23 protein-coding genes and 1 tRNA gene are annotated in these 21,726 nt (G+C 68.9%); 12 read left to right on the top strand and 12 right to left on the bottom strand.

Annotation, left to right across the window (positions count from 1 at the left end):
* Positions 1-55: 55 nt before the first annotated feature.
* Positions 56-925, bottom strand: a complete 870-nt coding sequence (locus DIE21_RS25835; protein ID WP_124500354.1) for an NAD(P)-dependent oxidoreductase — start codon at positions 923-925, stop codon at positions 56-58.
* A 96-nt stretch (positions 926-1,021) separates the two neighbouring features.
* Between DIE21_RS25835 and DIE21_RS25830 the strand changes: the two genes are divergently transcribed.
* Positions 1,022-1,780, top strand: a complete 759-nt coding sequence (locus DIE21_RS25830) for a Mut7-C RNAse domain-containing protein (RefSeq protein WP_124500353.1) — start codon at positions 1,022-1,024, stop codon at positions 1,778-1,780.
* A 77-nt stretch (positions 1,781-1,857) separates the two neighbouring features.
* Here DIE21_RS25830 and DIE21_RS25825 read toward each other — a convergent pair whose 3' ends face one another.
* Positions 1,858-2,097 (bottom strand): hypothetical protein, encoded by a 240-nt coding sequence (locus DIE21_RS25825; RefSeq protein WP_124500352.1) that lies wholly within the window; start codon positions 2,095-2,097, stop codon positions 1,858-1,860.
* A gap of 401 nt (positions 2,098-2,498) precedes the next feature.
* Here DIE21_RS25825 and DIE21_RS25820 point away from each other — a divergent pair, with 401 nt between their 5' ends.
* Genes DIE21_RS25820 through DIE21_RS25805 form a run of 4 tightly spaced genes read left to right on the top strand, consistent with a single transcriptional unit; the run spans position 2,499 to position 6,757 of the window.
* Complete coding sequence (locus DIE21_RS25820; protein ID WP_124500351.1) at positions 2,499-3,704, top strand: efflux RND transporter periplasmic adaptor subunit; 1,206 nt, start codon at positions 2,499-2,501, stop codon at positions 3,702-3,704.
* A 10-nt stretch (positions 3,705-3,714) separates the two neighbouring features.
* Positions 3,715-4,413 carry an ABC transporter ATP-binding protein gene (locus DIE21_RS25815; RefSeq protein WP_124500350.1) on the top strand — a complete coding sequence of 233 codons (699 nt, stop codon included), beginning with the start codon at positions 3,715-3,717 and terminating at the stop codon, positions 4,411-4,413.
* Positions 4,414-4,431: 18 nt separating this feature from the next.
* Entirely contained in the window at positions 4,432-5,586 is a 1,155-nt protein-coding gene (locus DIE21_RS25810) for an ABC transporter permease (protein WP_124500349.1), read from the top strand.
* A gap of 4 nt (positions 5,587-5,590) precedes the next feature.
* Positions 5,591-6,757 (top strand): ABC transporter permease, encoded by a 1,167-nt coding sequence (locus DIE21_RS25805; protein WP_124500348.1) that lies wholly within the window; start codon positions 5,591-5,593, stop codon positions 6,755-6,757.
* A 13-nt stretch (positions 6,758-6,770) separates the two neighbouring features.
* Here DIE21_RS25805 and DIE21_RS25800 read toward each other — a convergent pair whose 3' ends face one another.
* Both DIE21_RS25800 and DIE21_RS25795 read right to left on the bottom strand, forming a co-directional pair.
* On the bottom strand, positions 6,771-8,102 hold the full coding sequence (locus DIE21_RS25800) for a carotenoid oxygenase family protein (protein ID WP_124500347.1): 1,332 nt from the start codon (positions 8,100-8,102) through the stop codon (positions 6,771-6,773).
* 15 nt (positions 8,103-8,117) lie between these two features.
* A complete protein-coding gene (locus DIE21_RS25795; RefSeq protein WP_124500346.1) occupies positions 8,118-8,744 on the bottom strand; it encodes a DUF2239 family protein in 627 nt (208 codons plus the stop codon).
* Between the two features lie 297 nt (positions 8,745-9,041).
* Between DIE21_RS25795 and DIE21_RS25790 the strand changes: the two genes are divergently transcribed.
* Both DIE21_RS25790 and DIE21_RS25785 read left to right on the top strand, forming a co-directional pair.
* Complete coding sequence (locus DIE21_RS25790) at positions 9,042-10,382, top strand: MFS transporter (protein ID WP_124500345.1); 1,341 nt, start codon at positions 9,042-9,044, stop codon at positions 10,380-10,382.
* 62 nt (positions 10,383-10,444) lie between these two features.
* Positions 10,445-11,845, top strand: a complete 1,401-nt coding sequence (locus tag DIE21_RS25785; RefSeq protein WP_124500344.1) for an enolase C-terminal domain-like protein — start codon at positions 10,445-10,447, stop codon at positions 11,843-11,845.
* A 46-nt stretch (positions 11,846-11,891) separates the two neighbouring features.
* Here DIE21_RS25785 and DIE21_RS25780 read toward each other — a convergent pair whose 3' ends face one another.
* Positions 11,892-12,884: an arginase family protein gene (locus tag DIE21_RS25780; RefSeq protein ID WP_124500343.1), complete on the bottom strand. Its 993-nt coding sequence runs from the start codon at positions 12,882-12,884 to the stop codon at positions 11,892-11,894.
* Between the two features lie 79 nt (positions 12,885-12,963).
* Here DIE21_RS25780 and DIE21_RS25775 point away from each other — a divergent pair, with 79 nt between their 5' ends.
* A complete protein-coding gene (locus DIE21_RS25775) occupies positions 12,964-13,647 on the top strand; it encodes a CGNR zinc finger domain-containing protein (RefSeq protein ID WP_260426773.1) in 684 nt (227 codons plus the stop codon).
* A gap of 103 nt (positions 13,648-13,750) precedes the next feature.
* Here DIE21_RS25775 and DIE21_RS25770 read toward each other — a convergent pair.
* The 5 genes from DIE21_RS25770 to DIE21_RS25750 form a co-directional block, all read right to left on the bottom strand.
* A tRNA-Ala gene (locus DIE21_RS25770) sits at positions 13,751-13,826 on the bottom strand.
* 67 nt (positions 13,827-13,893) lie between these two features.
* Entirely contained in the window at positions 13,894-14,253 is a 360-nt protein-coding gene (locus tag DIE21_RS25765; protein ID WP_124500342.1) for a c-type cytochrome, read from the bottom strand.
* A complete protein-coding gene (locus DIE21_RS25760; protein WP_124500341.1) occupies positions 14,250-15,047 on the bottom strand; it encodes a BON domain-containing protein in 798 nt (265 codons plus the stop codon). The genes DIE21_RS25765 and DIE21_RS25760 overlap by 4 nt, the downstream gene beginning before the upstream one ends.
* Before the next feature lie 17 nt (positions 15,048-15,064).
* Positions 15,065-15,649, bottom strand: coding sequence for an SIS domain-containing protein (locus DIE21_RS25755; RefSeq protein WP_124500340.1), 585 nt, complete (start codon positions 15,647-15,649; stop codon positions 15,065-15,067).
* A 126-nt stretch (positions 15,650-15,775) separates the two neighbouring features.
* Positions 15,776-16,204, bottom strand: a complete 429-nt coding sequence (locus DIE21_RS25750) for a YraN family protein (protein WP_124500376.1) — start codon at positions 16,202-16,204, stop codon at positions 15,776-15,778.
* A gap of 46 nt (positions 16,205-16,250) precedes the next feature.
* Here DIE21_RS25750 and rsmI point away from each other — a divergent pair, with 46 nt between their 5' ends.
* Positions 16,251-17,129: a 16S rRNA (cytidine(1402)-2'-O)-methyltransferase gene (gene rsmI, locus DIE21_RS25745; RefSeq protein ID WP_124500339.1), complete on the top strand. Its 879-nt coding sequence runs from the start codon at positions 16,251-16,253 to the stop codon at positions 17,127-17,129.
* A gap of 95 nt (positions 17,130-17,224) precedes the next feature.
* On the opposite strand, the gene DIE21_RS25740 is transcribed toward rsmI, so the two are convergent.
* Complete coding sequence (locus DIE21_RS25740; protein WP_124500338.1) at positions 17,225-17,836, bottom strand: septal ring lytic transglycosylase RlpA family protein; 612 nt, start codon at positions 17,834-17,836, stop codon at positions 17,225-17,227.
* A 659-nt stretch (positions 17,837-18,495) separates the two neighbouring features.
* Here DIE21_RS25740 and DIE21_RS25730 point away from each other — a divergent pair.
* The 3 genes from DIE21_RS25730 to DIE21_RS25720 all read left to right on the top strand — a co-directional run bounded on the left by DIE21_RS25730 (position 18,496) and on the right by DIE21_RS25720 (position 20,346).
* Complete coding sequence (locus tag DIE21_RS25730) at positions 18,496-19,140, top strand: MBL fold metallo-hydrolase (protein WP_124500336.1); 645 nt, start codon at positions 18,496-18,498, stop codon at positions 19,138-19,140.
* Positions 19,137-19,796 carry an exonuclease gene (locus DIE21_RS25725; RefSeq protein WP_124500335.1) on the top strand — a complete coding sequence of 220 codons (660 nt, stop codon included), beginning with the start codon at positions 19,137-19,139 and terminating at the stop codon, positions 19,794-19,796. Before DIE21_RS25730 ends, DIE21_RS25725 begins: the two co-directional genes overlap by 4 nt.
* Before the next feature lie 79 nt (positions 19,797-19,875).
* A complete protein-coding gene (locus DIE21_RS25720) occupies positions 19,876-20,346 on the top strand; it encodes an Lrp/AsnC family transcriptional regulator (protein WP_006477376.1) in 471 nt (156 codons plus the stop codon).
* A gap of 27 nt (positions 20,347-20,373) precedes the next feature.
* Here the strand turns inward: DIE21_RS25720 and DIE21_RS25715 are convergent, their stop codons facing one another.
* A complete protein-coding gene (locus DIE21_RS25715; RefSeq protein ID WP_124500334.1) occupies positions 20,374-21,531 on the bottom strand; it encodes a cation diffusion facilitator family transporter in 1,158 nt (385 codons plus the stop codon).
* Positions 21,532-21,726 lie beyond the last annotated feature (195 nt).

Below are 21,726 nucleotides of genomic sequence, written 5' to 3'. Positions count from 1 at the left end.
AGAGAAACGAACTGCCGATTATGCCGCGTGCGTGGCGTTTCTGTCCCGCTCCGGCTCAACGGCCCGCGCGGCGCAGCGCGACTTCGCCGAGCACCGCGAAATCCTGTTCGCCGCCGCCGTGCGCGAGCGCGTCGAGCAGGCTGTCGCGCACGACGCTCGCCACCGGCAGCGGCACCGACGCCGCGTCGCCGGCCTGCAGCGCGAGCCGCACGTCCTTCAGCCCGAGGCGCGCCTTGAATCGCGCGGGTTCGTAGCTGCGCTCGGCGATCATTCCGCCGTAGCCTTCGTAGACCGGCCCGGGGAACACGCTGTTCGTGATCACGTCGAGGAAATCGCGCATCGCGACGCCGTGCGCGCCGAGCAGCGCGGACGCCTCGCCGAGCGTCTCGATCGCCGACGCGAGCGTGAAGTTCGCCGCGATCTTCGCGACGTTCGCATGCTGCGGCAGCGAGCCGAACCGCCAGGTCTTCTGGCCGACCGCGTCGAACAGCGGCTGCACGCGGTCGATCGCCTCGGCCGGGCCGCCGGCCATGATCGTCAGGCGCGCGGCGGCCGCGACGTCCGGGCGCCCCATCACGGGTGCGGCGACATACTGGAGGCCGCGCGACGCGTGTGCATGCGCGAGCGATTCGGCGAGCGCGACCGATACCGTCGCCATGTTCACGTGGATCAGGCCGCGCGGCGCCTGCGCGAGCAGCGCATCGTCGAATACCTCGCGCGCGGCCGCATCGTCGGCGAGCATCGAGAACACGGCATCGCCGCGAAACGCGTCGGCCGGCGACGCGACGATCCGCGCGCCGAGCGCGGCGAGCGGCTCGGCACGCTCGCGCGACCGGTTCCAGACCCGCACCGCATGTCCCGCCTTCAGCAGGTTCGTCGCGATCGCCTGCCCCATTTCGCCCAGCCCGATAAATCCGAGATCCATTGCCTGCTCCTTCGCCCAGTGAAGCGGGGAGTTAAACACAGTTGCCGGCCGTCTGCAGCGCCTGCCTTCGGCCGTGCGCGGTGCGATACTGCACGGATGGCGACCGCGACCTTCCGCTTCCACGACGAACTGAACGCCTTTCTCCCGCGCGCGCAGCGCGACCGCGCGTTCGGGCACGCGTGCGCACGCGATGCGACGGTGAAGCATGCGATCGAGGCGCTCGGCGTCCCGCATACCGAAATCGGCCGGCTTCGCGTGAACGAGGCGCCGGCCACGCTCGACCGGCCGCTCGACGACGGCGACCGTGTCGAAGCGTTTCCGGAACGCGCGCGGCAGGCATCGAACGGTGCAACCGCACCGCAACCGGAGCCATGGCGCTTCGTCGCCGACGCGCATCTCGGCGGCCTCGCGCAACTGCTGCGCCTCGCCGGCTTCGACACCTGCTACGACAACCACTACCGCGACGACGAACTCGTTGCGCTCGCCGCGCGCGAAGGCAGGATCGTGCTGACCCGCGACCGCGAGCTGCTGAAGCGGCGCGCGGTCGCGCGCGGCTGCTACCTGCACGCGCAGCAGCCGGACGCGCAGCTGCGCGAGCTGTTCGCACGGCTCGACCTCGTGCCGCACATGCGGCCGTTCCGGCTGTGCCTGCGCTGCAATGCGCCGCTGCATCCGCTCGACGCGGCCGCCGCCGCGCCGCGCGTGCCGGACGGCGTCCGGCAGCGGCACCGGCGCTTCGCCGCGTGCGACGTGTGCCGGCGCGTGTTCTGGGAAGGCTCGCACTGGCGGCGCATGCGTTCGGTGGTCGACGCGATGCGTGCGCCAGCACCTCCGTCCAGCCTTGGCGACGCCTGAAAAAACAAAACCCCGCATGCCGAAGCATGCGGGGTTTTTCGACTGACGGCCGGCAATGCCGGCCCCGGGCGAAGCGCTTAGTTTGCCGCGCCCTTGTCGTTCGTGCCGGCAGCCGAAGCAGCAGCGGCCTTCGCCTTGCCCTTCGCCGAGCCGTGGGTCTTCAGCTGGTGTTTCGGCTTGCTGTGATCCTTCTTCATCGGTGCCGAAGCGGGCGCCATCGCGTCGCCTGCCGGCGCCGAAGCCGCCTCCTGTGCGAATGCCGAAACCGATGCGAGTGCGAATGCTGCAGTCATGATCGAAGCGAGCGTCTTCTTCATTGTTCTTCCTTTAGCGGAGAAAAAGTCAAACGTACCGGTAAGAGATGCGAGGCATTCGCATCGGAACACCAGTCGCGCCGGGGTTTCCGGTCGCCGCCGGGCGGCCGGCTTGCGCCGTTTCGCCGCGACAAAGACTGACGTACTGGCTCCACAACGCGCCACCTTCGCGGCGAGTTGACACGCGGCTTGCGCCTCTCGGGTTTTCCCCGACGATGCCGGCTTCCGGCCGCCCCGCCACGCGTATCCGCCATCGCACGGCCCGCCGCCGGCGGCCGCGGCGGCTCGGCAAACCGGCTCTCGCGCGCTGCCCCGCGACGCTATACTGGTCATCCATCCGTCCCTTTCCCCGGAAACCGGAGCGCGGGCGGTCGCCAGGCCGCCGCCGTCTCGAGGCACTCAAATTGCCCGAACACAATCTGGACAAACTGAAAATCGAGCGGCGTCCGATCGCACCGGTGCCACGCCGGCGCCGGTGGGGCCGCTATGCGGTGGCCGCCGCGCTCGTCATCGTCGCGATCGTCGCCGCGCTCGCGCTCACCGGCCGGCCGACGGTCGACACGGCTTCCGTCACGTCGGCCTACCCGTACCAGAACGACACCCTGCTCAATGCAACCGGCTACGTCGTGCCGCAGCGCAAGGCCGCGGTCGCGTCGAAGGGCCAGGGACGCGTCGAATGGCTCGGCGTGCTCGAAGGCACGCGCGTGAAGAAGGACGAGATCATCGCGCGGCTCGAAAGCCGCGACGTCGAGGCGTCGCTGGCGCAGGCGCTCGCCCAGGTGAAGGTCTCCCGCGCAAACCTCGGCGTCGCGCAGGCGGAACTGAAGGACGCCGAGATCGCGCTGCGCCGCACCACGGTGCTCGCGCCGAAGGGCGCGGTGCCGGCCGCGCTGCTCGACACCGATACGGCGCGCGTGAACAAGGCGCGCGCGTCGGTCAACAGCGACCAGGCCGCGATCGCATCCGCCGAAGCGAACGCGCAGGCCGCGCGGGTCGCGGTCGACCAGACGGTGATCCGTGCGCCGTTCGACGGGATCGTGCTCGCGAAGCATGCGAACGTCGGCGACAACATCACGCCGTTCTCGTCCGCGTCGGACAGCAAGGGCGCGGTCGTGACGATCGCCGACATGGACACGCTCGAGGTCGAGGCCGATGTCGCCGAATCGAACATCGCGAAGATCCGGGCTGAGCAGCCGTGCGAGATCCAGCTCGACGCGCTGCCCGACATGCGCTTCGCGGGCCGCGTGTCGCGCATCGTGCCGACCGTCGACCGCTCGAAGGCGACGGTGCTCGTGAAGGTGCGTTTCGTCGACCGCGACGAGCGCGTGCTGCCCGACATGAGCGCGAAGATCGCGTTCCTGTCGAAGCCCGCGTCGCCGCAGGACCGGCAGCCGGTGACGGCCGTGCAGGCGAGCGCGGTGGTCGAGCGCGACGGCCGGCCGGTCGTGTTCGTCGTGAAGGACGACACCGTGCATGCGGCGGCGGTGACGACCGGCACGCGGATCGGCGAACTCGTCGCGATCCGCGGCGTGAAGCCCGGCGACATGGTCGTGCTCGCGCCGGGCGCGAAGCTGAAGGACGGCGCGAAAGTGACCGTCGCGAAGAAATAGCGTGGCGCGCGTGAACGACGCCTCGCCGCCCCTCGTCGAGATCAGCCACGTCGCGAAGTCGTACCGGCGCGGCAACCAGGTCGTGCCGGTGCTGACCGACATCACGCTCGACATCGGCCAAGGCGACTTCATCGCGCTGATGGGGCCGTCGGGTTCCGGCAAGAGCACGCTGCTCAATCTCGTCGCCGGCATCGACCGGCCCGACAGCGGCGAACTGCGCGTGGGCGGCCTCGACATCACGCGGCTCGAGGAAGCGCAACTGGCCGAATGGCGCGCGGCGAACGTCGGCTTCATCTTCCAGTTCTACAACCTGATGCCGGTGCTCACCGCGTTCGAGAACGTCGAGCTGCCGCTGATGCTCACGCCCCTGTCGCGCCGCGAACGGCGCGAGCGCGTCGAACTGGTGCTCGACATGGTGAACCTCGGCGACCGGACCAGCCATTACCCGTCCGAGCTGTCGGGCGGCCAGCAGCAGCGCGTCGCGATCGCGCGCGCGTTGATCACCGATCCGGTGCTGATCGTCGCCGACGAGCCGACCGGCGACCTCGACCGCGCGTCGGCCAGCGACGTGCTGGCGATGCTGCAGCGAATGAACGCCGAGCTCGGCAAGACGATCATCATGGTGACCCACGATGCGCACGCGGCCGCCGCCGCGCGCGCGCTCGTGCATCTGGAAAAAGGGGAGCTGATCGATGGGCACGCCGTCTGACGGACGGGAGCGCGCAAGATGATCGTGCTGAAGCTGATCGCGCGCAATGCGCTGCGGCACCGGCTGCGCACGCTGCTGACCGTGCTCGGGCTGACCATCGCGGTGCTGGCGTTCGGGCTGCTGCACACCGTCGTCGACGCGTGGTACGCGGGCGCGGCCGCCGCGTCCAGCGGCCGGCTCGTCACCCGCAACGCGATCTCGCTCGTGTTCCCGCTGCCGGTCAGCTACGAGAACCGGATTCGCGGCGTCGACGGCGTGACGGCCGTGGTCCGCTCGAACTGGTTCGGCGGCGTGTACCGCGACCCGAAGAACTTCTTCGCGAGCTTTGCGGTGTCGGAGAACTACCTCGACCTGTATCCCGAATTCATCCTCCCGGCGCAGCAGCGCGCCGACTACGACCGCGACCGCCGCGGCTGCCTCGTCGGGCGGCAGCTCGCGACCCAGTTCGGCTTCCGGATCGGCGACGTGATTCCGCTGAAGGGCACGATCTATCCGGGCACGTGGGATTTCGTCGTGCGCGGCATTCTCGACGGCCGGGACGACTCGACGATCACGCGCCAGCTGGTGTTCCACTGGGACTACCTGAACGAGACGGTGCGCAAGCGCACGCCGAAACAGGCCGACCAGGTCGGCGTGTTCGTGCTCGGCGTCGCGAATCCGGACGACGGCGCCGCAATCGCGCGCAACGTCGACGCGGTGTTCAGGAACTCGCTCGCCGAAACGCTGACCGAGACCGAGCAGGCGTTCCAGCTCGGCTTCGTCGCGATGTCGAACCAGATCATCGCGGCGATCCGCGTCGTGTCGTACGTGGTGATCCTGATCATCATGGCCGTGATGGCGAACGCGATGGCGATGAGCGCGCGCGAACGCACCGCCGAATACGCGACGCTGAAGGCGCTCGGCTTCGGCCCGGGCTTTCTCGCGCTGATCGTGTTCGGCGAATCGGTCGTGATCGCGGTGGTCGGCGGCGCGCTCGGGATACTCGCGACGCCGCCGGCCGCGGTCCTGTTCAAGCAGGCCGCCGGCGGGATCTTCCCGGTGTTCAAGGTGTCGGCCGGGACGATGGCGCTGCAGGCCGCGTGCTCGGGCGCGGTCGGCCTCGCGGCCGCGCTCGTGCCGGCGTGGCAGGCCGCGCGCGTGCGCGTGGTCGAAGGCCTGCGGGCGATCGGGTAGGCGCATGGCGATTCCGCTGACCTACATCGCGCGCAACCTGTGGACCCGGCGGCTCACCACCGCGCTCACCGCGGGCGGCATGGCGCTCGTGATCTTCGTGTTCGCGACGGTGCAGATGCTCGATGCGGGGCTCACGAAGACGCTCGTGTCGACCGGCGAACCGGACAACGTCGTGGTGATCCGCAAGGGCGCCGAAACCGAGATCCAGAGTTCGATCGACCACCAGCAGGCCAACGCGCTCGAGATGCATCCGGCCGTCGCGCTCGGCCCCGACGGCCGGCCGCGGGTGTCGAAGGAAGCCGTCGTGCTGATCTCGCTCGTGAAGACGTCGACCGGCAAGCCGTCGAACGTCGTGATTCGCGGCGTGTCGCCGGCCGGCCTCGCGCTGCGGCCGCGCGTGAAGCGCGTGGCCGGCCGCACGTTCGCGCCGGGCTCGTCGGAAATCGTCGTCGGCAGCGCGATCGCGAAAGGCTTCAGCGGCACGCAGCTCGGCGACCGCCTGCGTTTCGCGCAGCGCGACTGGACCGTCGTCGGCGTGTTCGACGCCGGCGGCAGCGGCTTCGATTCGGAGATCTGGGGCGACGTCGACCAGCTGATGCAGTCGTTCCGGCGCTCCAGCTACTCGTCGATGGTGCTGCGCATCCCGAGCGCCGACGGCTTCGCGCGCTTCAAGGCCGACATCGACGTCGACCCGCGCCTGACCGACGAAGCGAAACGCGAGCAGACGTTTTACGGCGACCAGTCGAAGGCGCTGTCGACCTTCATCAACATCCTCGGCATCACGCTGTCGACGATCTTCTCGATCGCCGCGATGATCGGCGCGATGATCACGATGTACGCGTCGGTCTCGAACCGCACCGCCGAGATCGGCACGCTGCGCGCGCTCGGCTTCAAGCGCATGAACGTGCTCGCCGCGTTCCTGCTGGAGGCGCTGCTGCTGGGCTTCGCCGGCGGCGTCGCGGGGCTCGCGTGCGCGTCGCTGATGGAGTTCGCGTCGTTCTCGACGACCAACTTCCAGACCTTCTCCGACCTGTCGTTCCGCTTCGTGCTGACGCCCGCGATCGTCGTGAAGACGCTGCTGTTCTCGCTGTTGATGGGGCTCGTCGGCGGGTTCCTGCCGGCGATGCGCGCCGCGCGGCTGAACATCGTCGACGCGCTGCGCGCGCGGTGACGCGCGCGGCCGCTCAACGTGCGCGCGGCACCCACGCGCCGTGGAACCCGGCCGGCACGCGACGCGGCAGGTGCACCGTCGCGACCGGCGCCGCATCGATCGCGCGCGCATCGAGGATCACGACGTCGCTCGTATCCGTCACCGCGCGGTAGACCACCACCAGCAGCCAGCCGTCGTCCTCGTCGCTGCCGCCCGGGCGCGGCACGAACACCGGCTCGCCGTTCTGGTCGCCGGCCGGCACCGCGTAGCGCGTCGTCGTGCCGCGCACGTGGTCGAAGCGCATCACGCCGCGCATTTCCGCATTGTTCGGCTGCTCGGCCGCATACAGGTAGCGGTAGCCGCGCCCCGTCCGGCTTTCGTTGATGCGCGGCAGCTCGATGCCGCCGTCGGCGAGCGGCCCTTCGTCGACCAGCCCGTTCGCGGTGTCGATCACGTAGCGCCACAGCTCGCCGACCGGATTGTCGGCAAAGCGGCCGGTGCGCGCGTCGAGCCGCAGGAACCACGGATAGCGGACCACATCGAGCACGATGCACGACGCGTCGCAGTCGTACGCGTTCACGACGTGCTGGATGAAGCACGGCTCGATGCCGAACCAGCGCACGTCGCCGCCGTGGCGCGGGATCACGCCGATCCGCGCGTCGCGGTCGTCGTGCCAGCGCAGCGGCATCCGGTGCCCCTGCTTCAGCATCGCGAAGTCGTAGCCGACGTTCAGGTCGAGCAGCAGGCTGCGGGTTTCGGTGATCGCGAGGTCGTGCATCATCGACGGTGCGCGCACCTCGACGGCAAGGTCGACGCGCTGCACGCCCTGCGCGTCCGCGACGCCGTAGCGCAGCCACGGTTCGCGCCAGTCCGCGCGAAACAGGATCAGTTCGCCCGTCACCGGATCGACCTTCGGATGCGCGCTCATCGCGCCGCCGAACGCCGCGTGCCGCGCGGGCGCACCGAGCGTGTCGAGCGCGGCGGTGATCGCAAGCGGCGCGCCGCCTTCGGCCAGCGCGAGCAATTCGCCCGCATGCAGCAGCACGTTCACGTTCGGATTCGTGTCGGACAGGTGCGGCGCCTGCGCGGGGGCATGCACGGCGGCCCAGCGCCGCGTGCGCGCCCAGCGGTTCCGGTAGCCGGCCGCGCGGCCGTTTTCGAACGCGATCGCGTGCAGCATCGCCGCTTCCGGCCACCACGACAGCACGTCGTTCCCGTCGAAACGGCCGCCCGGCGGATTCGGGCCGTTGCGCAGCAGCGTGCCGTCGAGTTCGGGCGGGATCGTGCCGGTCACGCGCAGGTCGACCAGGTCGACCTCGTCGGCGACCGGCGCGATCGCACCGTGATTCAGGTCGAATACGGTCATCGCCTCGGCGCTCCGTCAGCAGTCTTCGGACGACGGCGGCAGATCGCCGCGCGCCAGCGCGAGCGCGTGGTCGCGCACGTCGTCCGGCCAGCCGGCGATCAGCTCGGCCATCCGCGCAAGGTCGTTCGCATACAGCGCACGCGCGGCCTCCTCGAAACCGGGCAGGTCGCCCGCGATCGCCGACATGAAGTGGTACGCACGCGCCTGCGCGCCGCGACGCCGGTCGGCCGCCGCATGCGTGCGCCGCGCGTCCTCGACGAGCTTGCGCAGCGCGACCGACGCGCCGCCCGGCTGCGCGGCGAGCCAGTCCCAGTGACGCGGCAGCAACGTGACCTCGCGCGACACGACACCGAGCTTCGGGCGGCCGCGGCCGCGTTGTTCGCCGGCGCCAGCCGGCTCGCCGGCTGGCGCCGGCGCATCGGCTGGTGCCGCCGTGTAACGCGCGCGGATATCGTCCGCCGTGCCGCGCAGGTCGAGGTCGATCGCGCGGCCGGTCGCGTCGTCGAAGATCACGATCGTGCCGGACATCGTGTCGCCGGACGCCTGCCGGACCGCGACCGCCACAGCCGCGAGGGGGCCGGACGCGATGCGGCGGTGGCCGTCGAACGCCGAGTAGGAAGGGAAAAGCGCGGAAAGTGTCATCGTGGTCGCCCGTGGGCAGCAATCAGAATGGCGCTATTTTTATCCGGGTATAAATTGAATGTCAATATCACCCGGGTAAAAATTTGATATCTCGACGCGACCGATCGATTCAAATCCTGAATCGATCAAGTCAGTAATTGGCATGAAAGTGCAATTTTCGCCATGACAGAATGATCCGGACGCCCCGTCCCGGGGCATCGGCGTCCGGCCTCCGGCCGGCAACCTCACCACGAAAAAACGCGCGCACCCGACGCGCAGCCGCACGACGGCACCTTCCGCTCTTCGGAGGAGACAGTCATGAATCCGCTTCACGCATTGCCGGCGTCCGCGTCGGCAACGGCCCGGCGCACCCGCGTGCGCTGGCTCGTGCTGACCGTGCTGTTCGCGGTCACGACGATCAACTACGCGGATCGCGCGGCGATCGCGATCGCGGGCCCGGCACTCGCCCGCGCGATGCACCTGAGCCACGTGCAGATGGGCTTCATCTTCTCGGCATTCGGCTGGTCGTACGTCATCGCGCAACTGCCGGGCGGCTGGCTGCTCGACCGCTTCGGGTCGCGCATCGTCTATGCGTTCAGCATCTTCTTCTGGTCGCTGTTCACGCTGCTGCAGGGCGGCATCGGCTTCTTCGGCGGGGCGGCCGCATTCGCGCTGCTGTTCGCGCTGCGCTTCCTCGTCGGCGCGGCCGAGGCGCCGTCGTTCCCGGCCAACAGCCGGATCGTGTCCACCTGGTTCCCGGCCTCGGAGCGCGGCACCGCGTCGGCGATCTTCAATGCCGCGCAGTACGCGGCGACCGTCGTGTTCGCACCGCTGATGGGCTGGCTCGTGCACGCGTTCGGCTGGCAGTCGGTGTTCGCGGTGATGGGCGTGCTCGGCTTCGCGTTCGTGCTGGTGTGGAACCGCACGATGTACGACCCGAAGGCGCACCCGCGCATCAACCGCGCGGAGCTCGACTACCTCGCCGAAGGCGGTGCGCTCGTCAACATCGACCAGGCGACCGGCGCGCGCGACGGCGGACCGTCGCTGCGTCACGTGAAGGCGCTGCTGAGGAACCGGATGCTCGTCGGCGTGTACGTCGCGCAGTACTGCATCAACGCGCTCACCTACTTCTTCATCACGTGGTTTCCCGTCTATCTCGTGCAGGCGCGCGGGATGTCGATCCTCAACGCGGGGCTCGTCGCGTCGATCCCCGCCGTGTGCGGGTTCCTCGGCGGGATTCTCGGCGGCATCGTGTCCGACGCGCTGCTCAAGCAGGGCCAATCGCTGTCGGTCGCGCGCAAGGTGCCGATCGTGATCGGCATGCTGCTGTCGATGTCGATGATCGTCTGCAACTACACCGATTCGCACGTGCTGGTCGTGCTGTTCATGGCGCTGTCGTTCTTCGGCAAGGGGCTCGGCGCGCTCGGCTGGGCCGTCAACGCCGACACCGCGCCGCGCCAGATCGCCGGCCTGAGCGGCGCGCTGCTCAACACCTGCGGCAACCTTTCCAGCATCACGACGCCGATCGCGATCGGCTATATCGTCGACCGCAGCGGCTCGTTCAACGGCGCGCTCGTCTACGTCGTCGCGCACGCGCTCGTTGCCGTGATCTGCTACCTGTTCGTCGTCGGCGAAATTCGCCGCGTCGAGCTGAACTGAACGGCGCGGGCCGCGCCGGCGCGTCCGGCAGCCCGTGCATCAACGGAACCAGGAGCGAACCGATGTCCGAATCCCGCCGTGCCGGCACCCCGCGCGTCACGCGCATGCAGGTGATCCCCGTCGCCGGCCGCGACAGCATGCTGCTGAACCTGTGCGGCGCGCACGCGCCGTATTTCACGCGCAACCTCGTGATCCTCAAGGACAGCAGCGGCCACACGGGCGTCGGCGAAGTGCCCGGCGGCGAAGGCATCCGCCATGCGCTCGAGCGGATGACCGATCTCGTGACCGGCCAGTCGATCGGCCGTTACCAGGCGACGCTCAACACGGTGCGCGCGGCGCTGTCCGGCAGCGATGCGGGTGCCGGGCGCACGATCCGGCACGAGGTGACGTCGGCCGGCGAGGCGGCCGTGCTGCGCCAGCCGCACGAGATCAACCTACGGCTCGACAACGTGATCACCGCGATCGAGGCCGCGCTGCTCGACCTGCTCGGCCAGCATCTCGACGTGCCGGTGGCGGCCCTGCTCGGCGAAGGCCAGCAGCGCGACGCGGTGCCGATGCTCGCTTATCTCTTCTATATCGGCGACCGGCGCCGCACCGACCTGCCGTATCGCGACGAAGCGCAGGCGCGGGACCCGTGGTTCCGTCTGCGCAACGAAGCCGCGCTCACGCCGGCCGCGATCGCGCAGCAGGCCGAGGCCGCGGTCGAGCGCTACGGCTTCGTCGATTTCAAGCTGAAGGGCGGCGTGATGGCCGGCGCGGACGAGATGGAAGCGATCGCGGCGATCAAGGCGCGCTTTCCCGACGCGCGCGCGACGCTCGACCCGAACGGCGCGTGGTCGCTCGACGAAGCGGTCGCGCTGTGCCGCGGGCAAGGCCATCTGCTCGCGTATGCGGAGGACCCGTGCGGGCCGGAGGCCGGCTACTCCGGCCGCGAGGTGATGGCCGAGTTCCGGCGGGCGACCGGCATCCCGACCGCGACCAACATGATCGCGACCGACTGGCGTCAGATGGATCACGCGGTGCGGCTGCAGGCGGTCGACATCCCGCTCGCCGATCCGCACTTCTGGACGATGCAGGGCTCGGTGCGGCTCGCGCAGCTGTGCCGCGACTGGGGACTCACGTGGGGTTCGCACTCGAACAACCACTTCGACGTGTCGCTCGCGATGTTCACGCACGCGGCCGCCGCGGCGCCCGGCACGATCACCGCGATCGACACGCACTGGATCTGGCAGGAAGGCGACGCGCGGCTCACGCGCGAACCGCTCGAGATCGTCGGCGGCCGGGTGGCCGTGCCCGAGCGGCCGGGGCTCGGGATCGAGCTCGACATGGCGCAGGTCGAGGCCGCGCATGCGCTGTATCGGGAAGTCGGCGGCACGGCGCGCGACGATGCGATGGCGATGCGTTATCTGGTGCCCGGCTGGACGTACGATCCGAAGCGGCCGAGTTTCGGGCGTCGCCAATAGGCTCGCCTTCGCGTCGCGGCGGCCGTCGCCCGTACGACGGGCCGCGCTATCGGCTACGCGCCCCCGGCAGCGCGGCCGCGCTCCGTGCGACGCTGCACGCGATCCGGTCCGCATGCGCGAGCGCCGGATCGAGCCCCGGGTCGTAGATCGTGAAGTCGATCCCCGCAACGCGGCCGGATGCGACGAGCGGCCCGAGCAACGCATCGAGCCCGTCGAAGTCCAGCCCCGGCGAGCCGGGCGAATCCACGGCCGGAAGCTGCGACTGATCGAGCACGTCGAGATCGACGTGCAACCACACCCGCCGAAGCGCGCGCATGCGCAGCCAGTCGACGAGTTCGCGAGCAACGGCGGCAGGCCCGCGCGCCAGCAACTGCTGGATCGTCGTGCGCGTGATCGCGGTCCGGACGATATCGCCGTAGGCGGCCTCGAACGCGGCGGATTCGGCGTCGCGCTCGCCGACCTGGCATGCGTCGCGATCGTCGACCAGCGGGCCGTCCAGATCCGGCCAGCACGTCAGCAGCGGCTCTCCTCGGCCGGTCGCCAGCGCGAGGTCCATCCCCGCCGCGGAGCCGAGCCGCGTCGACGTGTCGTAGTTGCCCGGATGGAAGAAGTCGCTGTGTCCGTCGACATGGACAAGCCCGCTGCCGCCTGCGTGCCGGTTTCCCAGCAGGCATCCGAGCAGGATGCTGCAGTCGCCGCCGAGCACGATCGGAAAGGCGTGCCGGTCGAGCGCGCCGGCGACGTGCGCGGCAAGTTCGAGCGAGAACGCGCGGATCGACTCGCCGTTACGGATGCGGGTGCCGGGTTGCGGCTCGAACGCATAGGCGGGATGCTGGAGCCACGAAACGCGCGCGCTCAGACGTGCGGCGAGCCCGGTAGCGAGCAGCGCGTCCGGGCCGCGCCACGTGTCGGGCTCTCGTCCGGCGCCGTTCGGCTTGAGGCCGAGGCTGCTCGGCGCGGCGATGAGTTCGATCGGTCGAGCGACACCGGTTGACGAACGTTCAGCCTGCAGGTCGGACGAAGCGGTCGGCACCGTCATGACTTCTCCTCGCGCAATTGTGGTCATCATGCGTGATAACCTGTCAAAAGGTCATCAAAGGTTAGCATCGATTTAACCCATGTCAACGATTTCACCGGTTATGGAAGCGCACACGTTCGAGGCTCGCGATTTCATCGGCGGTCACTTCGTTCTCGACTTCGTCAACACGATGACCGGCCGTGACGAGACGCCGCGCGACTGGCTGCCCGATTATTCCGCGTATCTCGCGTGGCTGGCGTCGTCGGGCTTGCTGCCGGCGCTCGACCTGAAGCCGCTCGCGGCCCGCGCGGCCGAAGCGCCCGCGGCGGCCGACCGTGCGCTGCGCGATGCCAGGCGCTTGCGTGAAGCGTTGTTCGGCATTTTCGATGCGCTGGCGCACCGCGCATCGCCGGGCACGGCGGATCTCACCACGCTGGAGCACGTGTGGCGGCGCGCGGTGAGCGGGCAGCGCCTCGTCGCGACGGCGGCCGGACGAGTGGAATTCCACGACGCGCCGGATACGCGCGGCGGCACGGACCTGCACCTGCCCACCGATCGGATTGCGCTCGACGCGGTGAAGCTGCTCCAAGCGATACCGGATGGTCGGCTCCGGATGTGCGCGGGGCCGAATTGCGCGTGGCTGTTCATCGACAGCTCGAAGACGGGGCGCCGCAAGTGGTGCGACATGGCAACCTGCGGAAACGTCGCGAAGGCACGACGGCATTACCACGCGACAAGGCACGGGGCGGCCGGGCCGGCACACGATCGCGACGCGGCCGAATAGGAACGGGTCGCGTCGAAAGCAAGGTATGAGGCGCCTGCGTTGTGCGCGGCATGCTGGAAAACAAAAAGGGCCCGGTCTTGCGACCGAGCCCTTCGGATTCCGTTGGTGGAGCGGAGGAGGATCGAACTCCCGACCTTCGCATTGCGAACGCGACGCTCTCCCAGCTGAGCTACCGCCCCAACAGTCCACCATCATACACATGCATTTCCGCGCTTGGCAATAGGGGTTCCGTCACCGCCGAATGCGTCACTTCGACGGCGCGCCGGCCAGCACCCATTCGACCACGGAACGCAGATCCGCGTCGCTCATGCGCGGGTGCGCCGGCATCGGAATCGCGCCCCAGACGCCGGAGCCGCCGTCCTTCACCTTCTTCGACAGCTTCGCGGCGGCCTGCGGATCGGACTTGTAGCGGGCGGCGATATCCTTGAACGACGGGCCGACGAGCTTGCGGTCCACCGCGTGGCAGCCCATGCAGGCGTTGCTGCGCGCGACCTTCAGGCCGTCGCCGACGTCCGCATGCGCCGTGCCGAGCGCCGCTGCCGCGAGCCCCGCGGCCGCGGCGCCCTGCACCATCCATTGCCGGATCTTCATCTGCATCGACTTCATTGCGGCGTTGCCTTCGGGTTGCCCGGGTGCACGCTCGACGAATTCGAGATCGGCGCGGGCGGCTGCAGCGGCGTGGACTGGACCGACGCATCGGGCACCGCACCGACTGTCGCGGCATCCGCGGGGGCGGCCGCGGCCTGCGCACCGGACGCATCGCTCGGCGACGCGGCCTGCAATGCCTGCGCGTCCTGCGGCTTGACGTACTGGAACACCTTCACGACCTTCTCGACGCCCGGCACCTGGCTCGCCGCATCGGCGCCGCGATTGCCTTCGTCGACCGTCACGAGCCCCATCAGGTAGATGTTGCCGCGCTCGCTGACGACCTTGTAGTAGTTCGCCGACAGCCCCTTCGTCGCGATCAGCTCGGACTTCACGCGCCCTTCGAGGTACGAGTCGTTCGCGCGCGACGACAGCGACGATGCCGGCTCGACCGACAGCTCGTTGACGATCGCGTTCACGTTGTTGATGCCGCGCACGATTTCCTCGGCGCGCTGCTTCGACGCGTTGTTCGGCACTTCGCCCGTCAGCAGCACACGGCGGTTGAACACCGTGACGTTCACGTGCGACTGGTCCGGCAGCCCGTTGTTGATCTGCGTGAGCGACTTGACCTGGATCTCGCGATCCTCGGTCTGCGCGCCGAGCGTGCGGCGATCGGTCGCGATCAGCGCGCCGCCGCCGGCCGCCGCACCCAGCACGCCGAGCACGCAGCCCTGCAGCGACAGCGCGAGGCCCGCCGTCAGCGCGGCGAGCAAGGTGGTTCTGACGAGCGTCTGTTTGACGCGGCTTTGATTCATCGACGGCTCTCCTTCGTTCAATCCTCACCCAGCAGCATCGCGTCGATGCCGTCGCACAGGCAGTGGATGGTCAGCAGATGGACTTCGTGGACGCGCGCCGCACGCGAGGCGGGCACGCTGATCGGAATATCGGTGTCGGACAGCGCGGCCGCGATGGCGTGGTCGCTGCCGCCCGTCAGCGCGACGACGGTCATCTCGCGCTCGTGCGCCTCGTCGATCGCGGCCAGCACGCGCGGCGACGCGCCGCTCGCGTCGAGCACCAGCAGGATGTCGCCGGTCTGCCCGAGCACGCGCACCTGCTGCGCGAACAGCTGGTCGGCGGCCAACGCCCCCATGAGGCCGCCCTGCGACGCATCGGTGGCCAGCGCGATCGCGGGCAGGCCCGGACGCTCGCGCTCGAAGCCGCCGACGAGCGACACGGCGAGGTAGTGCGCGGCGGCAGCCGACGGGCCGTCGCCGCACGCGACGATCTTGTTGCCGTTCGCCAGCGCGGCGAACATCGCGTCGACCGCGGCCGCGATCGGCAGCGACAGCGCATCGGCCGCTTCGGCGTGAAGCGCGGCGCTGTCGCGGAAATGTTGCTGAATACGTTCGACTGACATCGATTCCTGGTGAACTGGGCGCGTGGCACGCCGCGCGCAACGTCATGGGTGCGGCGAGTTTACCGCACTCCGGCATCCTCTCCGGCGGTATGGCAAGAACTCTTTACATCTCGTCACAGCTCGCGGCTACGCATCGTCGGCACGAAATGCGTCACGCAGCCACTCGAGCCGGCCGGCCTCGAACGCGACGACGTCGAAACGGCACGCGGCGCCCGCGCCGTGCCGCACCCAGAAATGGAGCGCGGCCGCGACCAGACGCCGCCGCTTGCGCCAGCCGACGCTCGCGGCCGCGCCGCCGTGCCGGCTGCTGCGCCGCGCGCGCACCTCGACGAACACGAGCGTGCCGTCGGGCGTGCGCATCACGAGGTCGAGCTCGCCGCCGCGCATCGTCACGTTCGCCGCGACGCATACGAGGCCGCGGCGCTCCAGGAATTGCCGCGCGCGCTGCTCGAACGTCGCACCCACCGATCTGGATCGCGCCGCGCGGGAAAAGTTGCCGCCGCCGGGCGGCAAACCGCGCCCGCTGCCCTGCGCGGCCGGCGCCGCGTGGCACAATGCCGTCCTTGTTCCGCTTGCGCCGCGATTGCGCGCATTGCCTGCCATGACTGCCCTCCTCGAACTCGCGAAAACGCAGCATTACCCGGACGCCGCGCTCTACGTGGTCGCGACGCCGATCGGCAACACCGCCGACATCACGCTGCGCGCACTGCACGTGCTCGGCCTCGCCGACCGCATCGCGGCCGAAGACACCCGCAATACGGGCCAGCTGCTAGCCCGCTACGGCATCTCGAAACCGCTCGTCGCCGTGCACGAGCACAACGAACGCGAAGCGGCGCTGCGCGTGATCGAGCTGCTGCGCGCAGGCGAACGCGTCGCGTACGTGTCGGACGCCGGCACACCCGGCATCTCGGACCCCGGCGCGCGGCTCGTCGACGCCGTGCGCGCGGCCGGCTTCGCGGTGATTCCGCTGCCGGGCGCGAGCGCGGCCGTGACCGCGCTGAGCGTGGCGGGTGACTGGGCCGGCGCGTTCACGTTCGCGGGCTTCCTGCCGCCGAAGGCGAAGCAGCGCGCGAGCGCGCTGCAGGCGCTCGTGCGGCACCCGTACGCGCTGGTGTTCTACGAAGCGCCGCACCGGATCGCCGAGACCGTCGCGGCACTCGCCGACGCGTTCGGCCCCGCGCGCCGGCTGCTGATCGCACGCGAGCTCACCAAGCTACACGAGCAACTGTTCCAGGGCACCCTGGCCGAAGGACAGAGCTGGCTCGACGGCGATGCGAACCGGCAGCGCGGCGAGTTCGTGCTGGTCGTCGAAGGCGCGCCAGCCGACAGCGGCGAGGCCGACGACACCGCGCACGACGCGCTGCTCAAACTGCTGCTGGAAGAAGTGCCGGTGAAGAGCGCGGCGAAGCTCGCGGCCGCGCTGACGGGTGCGTCGCGCAACGCGCTGTATGCGCGCGCGCTCGCGCTGAAGGAAGGCTGACGCGCGAGCGCGGGCGGCATCCGCCGCCCGGCCCGCGGAAACGCAAAAGGGCTGCCCGAAGGCAGCCCTTTTGCATGGGCGGACGAACCGCCGCGTTACTTCGCCGAGACCGACGCCAACATTTCGTCGCGTGCCTCGCGCGCTTCCTGCGGCGACAGCCCTTCGATCTTCACGCGGCCCGTGCCGGCGTGCACGAGGCCGATCATCCTGGCAGCGGCATACGACAGGTCGAGCACGCGGCCGCGCTTGTACGGCCCGCGGTCGTTGACCTTCACGACGACCCACTTGCCGGTCGACGAGTTCGTCACCTTGATGTACGACGACAGCGGCAGCGTGCGGTGCGCGGCGGTCAGCGCATTCATGTTGAAGCGCTCGCCGTTCGCGGTGCGGCGGCCGTGGAAATCCCGGCCATACCACGATGCCCGGCCCGTCTGGCGGAAGTCGGACACATCCTTGCCGTCGATCGGCTCGGCGTCGGCCAGCGACGACTTCTTCGCGTCCTTGCTGTCGGCAGCCGGCATCGATGCCAGCGCGGAATCGAAATTCAGTTGCTGCTTATCGTCATCCGCTTTCGCGGCCGCGGCCGTCTTGCCGACCGCGTTCTTCTGGTTGGCACTGCCGGTGGTCTGGCTGGGTGGCACCGCACAGCCCGTCAGCGCAAAAAATAATGCAATGGTCCCGAATCGAGTCGGAAAACGAAAATTCATCGACGTGTCGCCTTCTGGTTCGGGCCGCACCAACGCAACGCTGCTCAACAACGCAGATACGCGGCCCGGACGGCAAATGCGTGCACGCCCCGCTCGGATACGCGAGCAGGCGGCTAGCATGGGCGCGGCTTTCGTCTCTGCCGCAACCGTCCTGATTAGTTTTCACGTCTGGCGCAACCTGTCCCCGGCAGCCTGACCAGACCCCACATGCCGCCATCGAACATGGCTTTCACGTTCGCGCGCGTCGCGTACAGCCAACGCACAGGAACGGCGGCACAGGCCTCATCCGGCGGCGCGGCAGCAGGGCCGCAGACGGGCGCGCAGCACCCGGCCGGACAAGACGTGAGCACCGAATGCTCGGTGCTGGATACACCGCCGGACTCCCCGGCGGTCGATGCTTGACGGTGAATCCGACACCCCATTCAACGGGGTCGAAACACCAGCGAATTGCGTGAAATTCACGTGCAATGGAGCGCATTATACATAAACCAAAAGCCCATCTCGAAAAGCACCCCGTCCGGACCATTGATTCTCACTATGGCGGTAACAATCGGGATGCTCGGGGATTGCCCGCGGAAGCGTGTCCGACACTGCTCCGCAGGGCCGGCAGGCAGCGCGCGCGACCGGTACAATCGCTCCTTTTAGCCGCCGGTGCCTCCATGAAAGTCACGCTCATTCCGGTCACGCCGTTCCAGCAGAACTGCTCGCTGCTCGTCTGCGAAAAGACCGGCCGCGCCGCCATCGTCGATCCGGGCGGCGATCTCGAACGGATCGAACAGGAGATCGCGCGGCAGAACGTGCAGGTCGAGAAGGTGCTGCTCACGCACGGCCACGTCGATCACTGCGCGGGCGCGAAGGCGCTCGCGACGCGCTACGGCGTGCCGATCGTGGGGCCGCAGGAAGACGAGCGCTTCTGGATCGAGCAACTGCCGATGCAGAGCCAGCGCTTCGGCTTCCCGGCCGCCGAGACGTTCGAGCCGGACCACTGGCTGAACGACGGCGACACCGTGCAGTTCGGCGACGAGACGCTCGAGGTCTATCACTGCCCCGGCCACACGCCCGGCCACGTCGTGTTCTTCAGCCGCGCGCATCGCGTCGCGATCGTCGGCGATGTGCTGTTCGCCGGCTCGATCGGCCGTACCGATTTCCCGCGCGGCAACCATGCGGACCTCGTGCGCTCGATCAAGGAGAAGCTCTGGCCGCTCGGCGACGACGTCACGTTCGTGCCGGGCCACGGCCCGGTGTCGACCTTCGGCGACGAGCGCCGCACGAATCCGTTCGTGTCCGACAAGGTGTTCGGATGAACCAGACCGCCATCCCCGAAATCTACGTCAGCACCGACGTCGAGGCCGACGGCCCGATTCCCGGCCCGCACTCGATGCTGAGCTTCGCGTCGGCCGCCTATACCGAGGACAAGCAGCTGATCGCGACGTTCTCGGCGAACCTCGAGACGCTGCCTGGCGCGCAAGCCCATCCGGTGCAGGAAGCGTGGTGGAAGACGGAGCCCGACGCGTGGGCCGCATGCCGGCGCGACCTGCAGGCGCCCGAGGCCGCGCTGGTCGCGTACGTCGAGTGGGTCGAGGCGCTGCCGGGCAAGCCGGTGTTCGTCGCGATGCCGGCCGGCTTCGATTTCACGTTCATGTTCTGGTACATGATGCGCTTCGCCGGACGCTGCCCGTTCTCGTGGTCGGCGCTCGACATCAAGACGCTCGCGTTCGCGATGACGGGCCTGCCGTACCGCAAGGCGATCAAGCCGCGCTTTCCGAAGCACTGGTTCGACGATCACCCGCACACGCACGTCGCGCTCGACGACGCGATCGAGCAAGGCGCACTGTTCTGCAACATGCTCGCCGACCTGCGCCGTCAGCAGGCGGCGCTCGCGGGCCTCGCGGTGGCCGACACCGACCGGTCGGAACAGGCAGGGGTGGGACAAAACCCCACGGATCCGCGCGCAAATTAGCGAATCTCGCTCACCGGCGCGCCGCCAGATTGCCTTTCCTTCCCCGGCCCTCTAACATTCAGCGTGTTGTAGCTGCCGCATGGAGGCGCAGGTGACGCTCGATTCCTTTTCGCAAAAAATCCTTCGCCTGTTGCAGCTCGACGCGCGCCGTTCCGTACAGGAAATCTCCGACCAGGTCGGCCTGTCGAGCACGCCGTGCTGGCGCCGCATCAAGGACATGGAACAGTCCGGCGTGATCCAGCGCTACACCGCGCTGCTCGACCGCGAGAAACTCGGCCTGCACGTGTGCGCGCTCGCGCACGTGCACCTGACCCGCCACAACGAAGGCGGCGTCGAGCAGTTCGAGCGCGAGATCGCGACCTGCCCGGAAGTCACCGAGTGCTACAGCACGACGGGTGAAGCCGACTACATCCTCAAGATCGTCGCCCCCGACATCAAGGCCTACGACGTGTTCCTGCACGAACGCATCTTCAAGATCCCGGCCGTGTCGCAGGTGCGCACGAGCGTCGTGCTGCGCGAAATCAAGTTCGACACGCAATTGCCGCTGTAACGCACGCGACGCGTTCGACGGCGCCGCTCACGCCTGCGCAGGCAGCCCGCGCGTGAAACCGATCCGGCGCGCGCCGAACTGGCGCTTCAGCGTGTCGACATCGAGCCGGCTGGCCAGTGCCGCGTCGGTATCGCCTGCGCCGGCGTCGAGCGTCACGTCGATCTCGAGCCCCGTGCTCAGGTAGTGCAGGTTGATCGCGGCCGCATGCAGCCCGCGCTGCGCAAGCGCGGTCTCGAGCCGCGCCGTGATCTCGTCGCGCGGCGGCAGCGCGAGCGCCGGACGGCGCGCCGCGTCGTTCTCGGGGTCGACGTGGATCAGCGCGTCGAGCACGCGCGGGTCGCTCAGCACGCGCGCACGCGCGGTTTCCGCGATGTAGTGCCCTTCGGAGACGGAGATCATGGGATCGACGAGGATGTGCGCGTCGACGAGCGCCGTATCGCCCATCTTGCGCGTGCGCAGGTCGTGCACGTCGCGCACGCCCGGCGTCGCCGCGAGCAGCGCGCGGATCTCGGCCGAGGCGGCGGTGTCGAGTGCGCGATCCGACAGGTCCTGCAGCGCGTCATAGCCGAACGTCCAGCCCATGCGCGCGACCATGAAGCCGACGATCGCGGCGGCGATCGGGTCGAGCAGCCGCACGCCGGCGAGGCTGCCGACGATGCCGATCGCAACGACGAGCGACGATGCGGCGTCCGAGCGCGCATGCCATGCGTTCGCGACGAGCATTGCCGAGCGCACGCGCCGCGCCTCGCGCAGCATGTAGCGGAACAGCGCCTCCTTCGACACGAGCACGGTCAGCGCGACGATCAGCGCGGAGAAATGGACGGCGGGGATGTTCTCGAGGTTCACGAGACGGTTGCCGGCGCGCCAGAGCATGCCGATGCCGACCGCGATCAGGATCGCGCCGAGAAACAGCGACGCGACGGTCTCGTAGCGGCTGTGTCCGTAATTGTGATCGGCATCCGGCGATGCACCACTATGGCGATTCGCAACCAGTACGACAAAATCCGAGATCAAATCGGAAATCGAATGGACGCCATCGGCAATCAATGCCTGCGAATGCGCAACCACGCCCACGACGATCTGAAACGTCGCCAGCACGACATTCAGCACGATACTGACGAAGGTGCTCTTGCGCGCGACCGCGTGCTTATCCGCGCTATGCGTGTCGCCAGAAAACGTGGACATGAAATACGAGATATCGATTGGGATACGGAATTCTATCAAACGCAGCCCGCGCGGCATTCCGATAACACAAAATTTTCCATTTAAATCAATCGCTTATGCGAACGGGTCGCATTTTCATTCACGCACCGTTTCTGACATTTTCATGACAACACGCATACGTTCCGGCGCCGGAATACAAAAAAGCCGCGCTCCTCG

This window comes from Burkholderia sp. Bp9140 (assembly GCF_003853425.1).
Taxonomy (GTDB): Bacteria; Pseudomonadota; Gammaproteobacteria; order Burkholderiales; family Burkholderiaceae; genus Burkholderia.
This window is presented reverse-complemented; position numbering and strand designations above follow the sequence as displayed.